This is a genomic window from Microcoleus sp. OTE_8_concoct_300 (assembly GCF_031383065.1).
Taxonomy (GTDB): Bacteria; Cyanobacteriota; Cyanobacteriia; order Cyanobacteriales; family Microcoleaceae; genus Microcoleus.
Genome location: NZ_JANMZH010000410.1, coordinates 1 through 1,926 on the forward strand (window position 1 = coordinate 1; position 1,926 = coordinate 1,926).

The window sequence follows — 1,926 nt, forward strand, 5'->3', positions numbered from 1 at the left end:
TTTTGACAAATGGGCATGATATAATTTTGGTATCATTTAATTGTTTTTGGGTAAGAAGCTTTCTTACCCTATCTTTTTTCATGCTATTTGTCTAGAGTGCCCTCCCTGTCTGCTCTTCAGGCGACCTGTCGCCCCGTCAGAGCATTAATGGATTGTGCTTTGAACTTTAAGCCGGGTCAAATTGTCAGTTTAGAATGTGGAGATGCGTGCCTGCATTCAGAGGTGATCCAAGTGGTTGAGGCACGTCAAGTTTGTTGGGTGCGCCCTTTAATGTTAGTTGTATTACTGTCAGGGAAGGATTTATCGGCGCAATGGTCCCAAGAATACACTTTATCCGATTTGCGGGATGGTGCTGATTTGCTGTGGCCGGGGAGTTTGTTTCGCGCGGCTTTAGATACTGAGGTAATTTCGCTGTTGACTCAGTTGCAGTCTCTGGACTCTGAGAAAAAGGATCGTGCGATCGCTTCTCGGCAACTTAGAGATTTTGTCGATCGAGTTTGGGAAGCTTTTCCGAGTGCTTTTCATTAATCACATATCAACTGTTGATTGTTGACTGTTGACTGTTGACTGTTGACTGTTGAAGGAGGGGTCGAAAAACTGAATGATAGTTGAGTATTGACTGTTGATTCGATTTTACAATTCCGATGCTAGCGGAGTTGATACAGTCTATTCCCGGTTTATTAAGTACACCCCAGAAACCGGGTTTCTTTACAGTTCTCGCATCATTACTGATTCTGTTGCTCGAAACCCGGTTTCTTTGTACTACATTTACAGGGAATATGCTGTATGATAGTCTCTTTATTTTTTAGTCGGCGCAGGCGGACTTCGTTTGTCTAGAAGCGATTGAACTCGCCGACTGTTCGCGGACTCTTATACTAAAATACAGCGTGTGAAAGCTCTGCGGGGTTGAGATTGTTGTGAATAACTTTACCGTCGCGGAACCAGACAACGCGGCGAGTTTGACGCGCGACTTCGGGTTCGTGCGTTACCATAACAACAGTCATGCCGCTTTCGTTGAATTCGGTAAAAATATCCATTACTTCTTGAGTAGTTTTTGTATCCAATGCACCTGTAGGTTCATCAGCCAGCAACAACACGGGACGGTTGACAATAGCCCTAGCAATGGCTACGCGCTGCTGCTGTCCTCCTGATAGTTGATTTGGTCTGTTTTGCAGCCGACTTTCCAGGCCTACTTTTGTTAAAGCATCTACTCCCCGTTCGCGTCTTTCTGCTGTGGGAATCCCGGCATAAACCATCGGTAACATCACATTTTCTAATGCTGTCAATTGAGGCAACAGGTGAAATTGTTGGAAGACAAAACCTAATTTTAAATTGCGAATTCCGGCTAATTCTGTTTCGGGCATTTGGGCGACATCTACGCCGTCTAAGTAGTAACTGCCGCTCGTAGGTCGATCGAGACAGCCGATAATATTCATAGCTGTAGATTTGCCGGAACCCGATGCGCCCATAATCGAGCAATATTCTCCTTGTCTTACGGTCAAGCTGACCCCGTTTAAGGCGCGAACTTCCAAGTCGCCAATCCCGTAAACTTTTGTTACATCTTCCAGACCGACAACAACGGGCTTTGAGAGGACTTGCGGGTCGAGGTCTTGGTATGTATCGGTTTGTAGTTCAGGCATTTTTTTTCTGTGCGATCGACACAACTAACTACTAAGTTAACACTTCTTATCGGTTTTGGCGGGTGGAAGGGCGATCGTTTGGACGCTAATTTCAGTATCAGGCGTCATTGCAAATGCAGCGGAGTGGAGTAAACCTCTTGCAAAAATCCTTTTCATCAATTGATGGGACGGGCAAGATGCCCATCCCACAAGAGTTATTTTTTGGTGTGGGATGGGCATCTTGCCCGTCCTATTTATTTTTTCAAGAGGGTTACTCCACTCCGCTGCATTTGCAATGACGCCTGAT

Annotated in this window: 3 protein-coding genes; 1 reads left to right on the top strand and 2 read right to left on the bottom strand. The window is 45.4% G+C overall.

Translation table 11 applies throughout. The features are described 5' to 3' along the window. Nucleotides 1-147 precede the first annotated feature (147 nt). Nucleotides 148-528: a hypothetical protein gene (locus tag ACUVJL_RS19105; RefSeq protein ID WP_445247278.1), complete on the top strand. Its 381-nt coding sequence runs from the start codon at nucleotides 148-150 to the stop codon at nucleotides 526-528. Nucleotides 529-875: 347 nt separating this feature from the next. Here the strand turns inward: ACUVJL_RS19105 and ACUVJL_RS19110 are convergent, their stop codons facing one another. Beyond that, entirely contained in the window at nucleotides 876-1,640 is a 765-nt protein-coding gene (locus ACUVJL_RS19110; RefSeq protein ID WP_445247279.1) for an ABC transporter ATP-binding protein, read from the bottom strand. 36 nt (nucleotides 1,641-1,676) lie between these two features. Next, nucleotides 1,677-1,926: hypothetical protein (locus ACUVJL_RS19115; RefSeq protein WP_445247280.1), on the bottom strand; the 250-nt coding region annotated here is incomplete at its 5' end.

Coding starts and splice junctions, on each gene's coding strand:
- ACUVJL_RS19105 (WP_445247278.1), top strand. CDS start 148: ATGGATTGTGCTTTGAACTTTAAGCCGGGTCAAATTGTCAGTTTAGAA.
- ACUVJL_RS19110 (WP_445247279.1), bottom strand. CDS start 1,640: ATGCCTGAACTACAAACCGATACATACCAAGACCTCGACCCGCAAGTC.